Origin of the sequence: Bacillus sp. 123MFChir2 (assembly GCF_000383235.1) — a bacterium.
Taxonomy (GTDB): Bacteria; Bacillota; Bacilli; order Bacillales; family Bacillaceae_G; genus Bacillus_A.
In genome coordinates this window covers 1-7,245 of record NZ_KB911005.1, presented here as the reverse complement: position 1 = coordinate 7,245, position 7,245 = coordinate 1, and the positions used below count along the sequence as shown (strand labels likewise).

General features: G+C 36.9%; 8 protein-coding genes and 1 riboswitch. Of the genes, 3 read left to right on the top strand and 5 right to left on the bottom strand.

Going from position 1 to position 7,245, the window contains the following annotated elements; genetic code table 11:
• Positions 1 to 562: 562 nt before the first annotated feature.
• Both H280_RS0122385 and H280_RS0122380 read right to left on the bottom strand, forming a co-directional pair.
• Positions 563 to 979, bottom strand: coding sequence for a PH domain-containing protein (locus H280_RS0122385; protein WP_020063328.1), 417 nt, complete (start codon positions 977 to 979; stop codon positions 563 to 565).
• Positions 980 to 1,227: 248 nt separating this feature from the next.
• Positions 1,228 to 1,791 (bottom strand): cysteine hydrolase family protein, encoded by a 564-nt coding sequence (locus H280_RS0122380; protein ID WP_020063327.1) that lies wholly within the window; start codon positions 1,789 to 1,791, stop codon positions 1,228 to 1,230.
• Between the two features lie 195 nt (positions 1,792 to 1,986).
• A riboswitch (SAM riboswitch) is annotated at positions 1,987 to 2,093 on the top strand.
• Between the two features lie 105 nt (positions 2,094 to 2,198).
• Here H280_RS0122380 and H280_RS0122375 point away from each other — a divergent pair.
• Genes H280_RS0122375 through H280_RS0122365 form a run of 3 tightly spaced genes read left to right on the top strand, consistent with a single transcriptional unit; the run spans position 2,199 to position 4,754 of the window.
• Positions 2,199 to 3,218: a methionine ABC transporter ATP-binding protein gene (locus H280_RS0122375; RefSeq protein ID WP_020063326.1), complete on the top strand. Its 1,020-nt coding sequence runs from the start codon at positions 2,199 to 2,201 to the stop codon at positions 3,216 to 3,218.
• Positions 3,208 to 3,873: a methionine ABC transporter permease gene (locus tag H280_RS0122370; RefSeq protein ID WP_020063325.1), complete on the top strand. Its 666-nt coding sequence runs from the start codon at positions 3,208 to 3,210 to the stop codon at positions 3,871 to 3,873. Before H280_RS0122375 ends, H280_RS0122370 begins: the two co-directional genes overlap by 11 nt.
• 26 nt (positions 3,874 to 3,899) lie before the next feature.
• Positions 3,900 to 4,754: a MetQ/NlpA family ABC transporter substrate-binding protein gene (locus H280_RS0122365; protein ID WP_020063324.1), complete on the top strand. Its 855-nt coding sequence runs from the start codon at positions 3,900 to 3,902 to the stop codon at positions 4,752 to 4,754.
• 181 nt (positions 4,755 to 4,935) lie between these two features.
• On the opposite strand, the gene H280_RS0122360 is transcribed toward H280_RS0122365, so the two are convergent.
• The 3 genes from H280_RS0122360 to H280_RS0122350 all read right to left on the bottom strand — a co-directional run bounded on the left by H280_RS0122360 (position 4,936) and on the right by H280_RS0122350 (position 6,863).
• On the bottom strand, positions 4,936 to 5,130 hold the full coding sequence (locus H280_RS0122360; RefSeq protein ID WP_020063323.1) for a DUF3926 domain-containing protein: 195 nt from the start codon (positions 5,128 to 5,130) through the stop codon (positions 4,936 to 4,938).
• Positions 5,123 to 6,304, bottom strand: a complete 1,182-nt coding sequence (locus tag H280_RS0122355; protein WP_028411350.1) for an ArsA family ATPase — start codon at positions 6,302 to 6,304, stop codon at positions 5,123 to 5,125. The genes H280_RS0122360 and H280_RS0122355 overlap by 8 nt, the downstream gene beginning before the upstream one ends.
• A 76-nt stretch (positions 6,305 to 6,380) precedes the next feature.
• On the bottom strand, positions 6,381 to 6,863 hold the full coding sequence (locus H280_RS0122350; RefSeq protein ID WP_020063321.1) for a MarR family winged helix-turn-helix transcriptional regulator: 483 nt from the start codon (positions 6,861 to 6,863) through the stop codon (positions 6,381 to 6,383).
• Between the last annotated feature and the right edge of the window lie 382 nt (positions 6,864 to 7,245).

The window sequence follows — 7,245 nt, the reverse complement described above, 5'->3', positions numbered from 1 at the left end:
ATTCATCTGTATAAGTAATTCCCTTTGGTCTAACTGATTTTACATATTTATTAGATGATAGTAACTGCATTTCTTTTTCTGTAAAAATCTTTTTGCTCATTTGTTCTCCGTCTCCATGTTATATTCTCAAGTTTTGTATTTCTTAATTATACAAAAATGTACCCTACAGAGAGAGACTTTTTTTAGTGTCTACTCTATAGGGTACATTTTAAAGCAGTCAGGGCCTTTTCCTGCCACGTGTAAAGTTTAAAACAAAGGTAGAAAGCAAGTAGCGGCCATGTTTTGTTCTGCATAGCAGCGACTTAGATGTTAAAAAATTAACTTGTATTTATATGTATCGACGGAATTGCTTCATTTATCGGTGCTTCGACACAAGATAAAGTGAAACTTCCATCAGTGACGACTTTCTCACTGATGGAAAGCTCGTCCAATCGGGCCTTTACGGGCAGTCTTCTTCTTCATGCTTCCACAACCTGTACTGCCCGTTAATGGGGGATAAAGACCGTTCGGCAGTATTCGACATGTGTGCGCAGAAAGGAATTAACCTTGAAAGGCTTCTAGGTCAGATCCTATTCTTATTTAGGAGCGGACACTTCTCTTGCAATGTTTTCATAAATAAATCGGGATCTTTTGGCAACGATATAAGAGCTATATCATAATTTCTATATGTGATTTCGACCCGCTTAAACGTCCAGGCGGGTGCAGAGAGTAAGTTGTATGTATATCTGATGCTCGTTATTTCAGGGAGTGGGATCATAATTTTGGTGAAACCAAATACAGCGATGAGATGTGTGCTTGTAATTTCTTGATAAGAATGAAATAGTGCCCATAGAAGCATACCGATAATAGGTACGATGATGATACCTACTATAATAGAGCCTATATCAGCTTTTTCTACGAAGAACAGGAGAAACGGTATGGGGCATAATGCAATGATGAGTAGAGACAGAAATAGGTTACGTTGAATGGGAAATTTCACAGGTTACACCTCCTTTTATATTAGTTTACATTATTTTGGATGATTTAACTTTGTTTAAATATAAACGCACAAAATGACTAGAAAATTTTAACCATTCGTCATATTTCTTTGTATAAATTTTATAAATTTCCTGTATAATACAATTGAAGGAAAATCTATGATTAGACAAGAAGACACCGCTTTCAGTTTGCTCGCTGAAGGCGGTGTTTTTTTATATTCTTTAAGAAAAATAGAAATAATTTTTTTCGTTAAGTTTGAGGTGATTGCTCGCGTTGTAAAAATTCCGCCTGGCTGATTACATCAGCATATACGTCGTTTAAGGAAGCTAGAATTGTATTGTGAATGTATACAGCGGGAATCGAAACATTTTTAAAGATTAAATCTTTCGTTGCACACGCATCATGAACCACTGTGCATGTAAAGCCAAAATCAAAGGCAGCTCGTACGGTAGCATCAATGCACATATGGGTCATCATCCCGCATACAACGACTTGTTCAATTTGTAAATTTTGTAGTTCTTGTAATAGCGGCGTATCTCGAAAACTATTAGGAAAATGCTTCAGTATAACCCTTTCCTGTTGAAAAGGACGAACACTTTCATGAATATGTACGCCTTCTGTATTCGGCAGGAAAAACGTTGCATTTTCCTGCATGGAAACATGTTGAATATGAAAAATAGGCTGGTTTGTTTCACGGAAATGTTGAAGTATGCGCTGTGCATATTCACTTGCTTCATCGGCGTTTCGCAGTTCCATCTTTCCATTTGGAAAATAATCATTTTGGATATCAACAAGTAAAAGAGCAGTTTTCATTTCAGTTACAGCCCCCCGGTTTCAATTTTATATTCGTTTAATTATTCCATTACGTTAGAGAATTTTCCTTTTAAAAATTGTGAGATAAAGAAATTTACATAAAATTAAAACTGAAAAGTTAAAGTTTTTTGTTGACTCTTACTTTTTAGAGTTTTATAATAAAAAACAATTAAATGACAACTAAATCGATATAAATTCTTATCCAGAGAGGTGGAGGGACTGGCCCTATGATACCTCAGCAACGGATTCCTTTGAATACCGTGCTAATTCCAGCAAGCTCTTTGAAGCTTGGAAGATAAGAGGATGTGAGCATGCATATTCAAATGCCCTTCTTCTTATGAAATTGGATAAGAAGAAGGGCATTTTTTATTTGCTTCAAGTTGCGACAACGAATAGGGGGGAGTAAGATGATTTCATTCAACAGAGTGAGTAAAGTGTATGAATCGGGCGGTCAATCTGTGCATGCGGTAGAAGATGTATCCTTAACGATTGAGCAAGGGGAAATTTTCGGCATTATCGGTTTTAGTGGTGCTGGAAAGAGTACGTTATTACGCTTAGTTAATATGTTAGAGCGGCCAACGTCAGGTATTGTATCTATTGATGGAAAAGACATTACATCGTTGTCGGCAAAAGAGTTACGGCAGTTGCGTCAAAAGATTGGAATGATCTTTCAAAGCTTTAATTTGTTTCATTCACGAACGGTGTATGGGAATATTGCATATCCGCTCAAGTTGGCGAAGTTATCAAAAGACGAAATTAAAAGGCGTGTCACGGAATTATTGCAGTTTGTTGGATTGGAGGATAAAGCAAATTATTATCCAGAGCAATTATCTGGCGGACAAAAACAGCGCGTTGGTATTGCAAGAGCGCTAGCTACATATCCGGATGTGTTAATTTGTGATGAAGCTACATCAGCATTAGATCCAGAGACAACCTCAGAAATTTTAAATCTATTAAAAAAGGTAAATAAAGAATACAAAGTTACGGTTCTTCTTATTACACATGAGATGCACGTTGTAAAAGAGATTTGCGACAGGGTTGCTGTTATGGAAAAGGGGAAAGTGATTGAAGAAGGTACGATATTTGATGTGTTTACAAGTCCGAAAACAAAAACAACACAAAATTTTGTTCGGTCTGTAATTAATGATCATTTGCCGGAGAGCGTAATTGCAAAAATTCAAAATGGAGGACTTATTTATCGTATAACATTTACTGGCGAAGCGACGAGTAAACCACTATTATCCTATATTGCGAAACACTATCAGGTGGACGTAAATGTACTTTATGGAAATATTACTGAATTACAAGGCATTTTATTTGGGAATCTTCTCGTTGAACTACAAGGAGAGGCAAAAGAAATTCAGAAGGCGCTTCAACATCTACGCTTGCAAGTTCAGTTGAAGGAGGTTGAAAGTCATGCGAGTTGAATGGAGGACATTTTGGCCGCGGATTGTAGATGCGACGGGGGATACGGTATTAATGGTTAGTGCTACCCTTATATTCGCTACAATTCTCGGTATACCCCTAGGATTACTTTTATATGTTACGAGAAAAGGTAATTTTTTAGAGAACAAACTGGTCTTTTCTATTCTTAATATTGTTATTAATACGATTCGTCCTATTCCATTTATTATTTTTTTAGTAGCACTTAGTCCTGTTACACGTGCTGTTATTGGAACAACGATTGGAACGGCTGCTGCTATTTTTCCAATGACAGTTGTCGCTTCGATTGGAGTTGCAAGAATGGTAGAAGCGAACCTTGTTTCTGTTCCGAAAGGAGTGATTGAGGCAGCACAAGCAATGGGGGCTTCTCCGCTAAGAATTGTTTTTGAGATTCTTGTTCCAGAAGCGTTAGCACCATTAATTTTAGGAATTACGTTTATGACAGTTGCGTTAATCGAATTTTCAGCAGTTGCTGGTCTTGTTGGCGGTGGTGGTCTTGGTGACTTGTCGATGACATACGGTTATCAGCGTTTTGATACATCCGTGATGTTTGTAACAGTTGTATTATTAATTCTTCTTGTGCAAGTTGCACAAAACTTAGGAAACTACTTTGCGAAGAGAATTTTACGTAGATCATAAAATAAAAAAGAAAAGAGGGAACTGAAATGAAAAAAATAGTAGCATTTGCATTGTCAGCACTTGTGAGTGTATCAGTATTGAGTGGTTGCGTGAAAGATTCAAAAGAAACAGCGGCGAAGGAAAAAGTGGTTTGTATTGGTGTAACTGGATCAGATGGGGAATCATGGAATATTCTTAAGAAGAAAGCTGAAAAAGAAGGAATTAAAATTAAGTTGGTTGAGTTCTCGGATTATACTACGCCAAATAAAGCGTTAGCTGATGGAGACATTGAGCTAAACGCTTTTCAACATATCGCGTTTTTAGAGCAGTTTAAAAAAGAGCATAAATTAGATATTACGGCAATTGGTACAACGCAAATTGCGCCGATGGGCTTATTCTCGGAAAAGTATAAGAACCCTAGTGAAATTCCAAACGGAGCAGAAGTTGCAATTCCTAATGACCCAACAAACCAAGCTCGTGCCTTAAAACTTCTTGATGCAGCTGGACTATTAAAATTGAAGAAAGACTTCGGGTTATTTGGGGATCCAAGTGGTATTGTTGAAAATCCTAAAAAATTAAAAATTACACCAGTTGTCGCGCAGCAAACACCACGCGTGTTAAAAGATGTAGCAGCATCCGTTATTAACAATGGTGTAGCGGGTCAAGCAAATCTGAATCCAGTGAAAGATGCCATTTTCTTAGAAGATCCAAAGAATGATAGTGCAAAACCATACTTAAACATTATCGCTGCTCGTACGAAAGAGAAAGATAACGCAACATATAAAAAGATTGTTGAATTGTATCACACTAAAGAAGTAGAAGAAGCGCTTCAGAAAGAAACAAATGGCGGATCTATTTCTGTGAATCTTCCATTGAAAGAGATTGAGAAGATTACGAAATAATATTGGGTTTAATTGATTATCAGATGCCCCCCTTTACTGATAATTAGTTTAACATATAGAATACCTAATAGATGACGATACCTTAATTTCGCCTCTGAATTCTGTAAAAACGGAACCTCACATTTGTTAGGTATAGCAAACAGAAAAGACCAGGGATTTTCCCTGGTCTTTTCCTATATAATTATTCAATTATCACACGCTTTAAAGAAGTTTCCACAGGTTGCTTCTGCTCTTCTATATAAGAAGTGAGTTCTTCCTGAAGTATGTTTAATACCCCTTTTGCGCGCTGCTGAAGCGGGGCAGGTAATTCGTTTATCATATACGCTCCAATCTCAATTTTCGTCCGAATCATTTTTCGTAGTAAGTCTTCATGCATGAACGACACCTCCAAATCGGATGTTGAGGACATCCCCCTCAAATTTAGCACCTTGAATGGATAAATGCGTTAATGTTTTTGGTAATGTAATGTTTCGTTTTACGGAACCGGTGCGAATAATTAATTCGTCACCTTTTTGATTTAAAGAGAGTTCACTTTTATCAGAGAATGGGATGGATAGCACAAAGATATATTCATCTCCGTTTTTGGTGACATATTGCGTCCGGCCATTGAATTTTACCGCAGTTGGATCGGGATCATGTTTAAATAAAGCATCGCCGACACGCTCTAACATAGATAAGCCAACTACTTCTTGTTCAAACATCGGTGCCTCGTAAATAGGGAGCGGCTGAAAACTATCTTGAATTAATGCCTTATATTTCTTTTGCGCATCTTTCCATGCTTGAAAATATGAATCTGTTACAGTATCAGGGATGACGCGATTAATCATGATGGCATCAACGTTGTAGTCATATAAATTTAAATATGTGAAGCTGCGCTGTGCTTCTTTAATCACCATTTTTTCTGGATTGACAACAATGCGAATGCTCGTTACTTCTCGGTTGGATAAAATGTCTCTCATTTCACCGAGTTGTTCGAGAGTATTTGTTAATTCTTCCATAGTATCGTCAGTAGGAAGAGGCAAGCGGATAAGTGGCTGTGCAACAGGACGGACAACTTTTAGTATTTTACGTTTAATTGGAAATAGTTTTTCCATCCACCAGCCGAGCATATCAGGGAAGCTGAGCATTGCTAATGTTTCGCCAGTTGGAGCACAATCGATAATGATGACATCGTATGTTTTTTGTTTATAGTAATCTAATACACGCAATAAACTAATTAAATCCTCCATGCCTGGAAACATCGTAAGTTCCTCTGTCGTAATATCGTCAGCCGCTTTTGATGTAAATAGCAATGTAATATATTTTTGCAGTTTACCCCAGCCTTTTTCCATTTCATAGATTGTATTAATTTCTTGAGCCCATAGGTTTTCACAAATTTCTTGAGGTTCTGATGAAAGTTTCATACCAAAGGAATCTCCTAAGCTATGTGCAGGATCTGTACTCATGACTAACGTTTTTAATCCTTGCTTTGCGCTTTGCATTGCACTTGCTGCTGAAATACTTGTTTTTCCCACGCCGCCTTTACCTGTGTACAAAATAATTCTCATCATTCATATCCCCTTTGTTTCGATATTCGAATATTACGAGAGTCGAAATATATCTTTGAATAAAAACCCGCAGAGGGGTCTATTCAATTGGAATGTTTTTGATCTTAGGTGAAGTAAGCTTTTCTTCTGGTTTTTGTTGTGATGTAGCAATATGATTCATGATTTTTTGGAAGATCTGTAGTAAAAATACTTTTTCTTCTTCTGATAGTGCTTCTGTTACAAGGTTAAAGTAATAAGCAGCATTTTGTTTTACTTCTTCTACAAGCTCTAGACCAGTTTCCGTTAAACGAATCAATACAATGCGACGATCACTTTCACTTCGGTAGCGCTCAATATATTCCTTTTTTACGAGACGATTGACTACACCTGTTGTCGTACTCATTGGAATATCAAGAAGTTCCGCAATTTTACTCATCGTGATGTCTGTATTTCGCTCCATCCAAAGCAAGCAAAATACTTCCGTTTTTGAAAGTGATAAATCAAGGCTTACCCATTCTTCTGGATAGAAAAGCTTCTTGGCGTTATTAAGCAGTAAGTCTAAAAAATGTTCGTATTGTAGCAACTATTTCCACTCCCGTATATTTCGAGATTCGTAATATTTATCTTCATTCTATGTTTCATCCAAATAAATGTCAAATAATTTTTTAGCACACATTTCGTTCCTTATAAAAACAATCATGATTTTGCACTCACATCCCTTACATGAAAATGGGTTTATCACACCTAAAACCTTTCTATACTGAATAATAATGATGGATAGCCGAGTACGTATTTCTTTATGGTGGGTAAAACCCTGACCTAAAAACTGTAAGAGAGAGATTGGTGCACATCCCTTTGTTGACAGAAGTTCCTTCGTCTGATCACGTACAGAAAAATGTTGATTTTCCGTTTCTCTCTACTATCCATCTCATTTCAATTTAGGGAGGATATATTATGGATACATT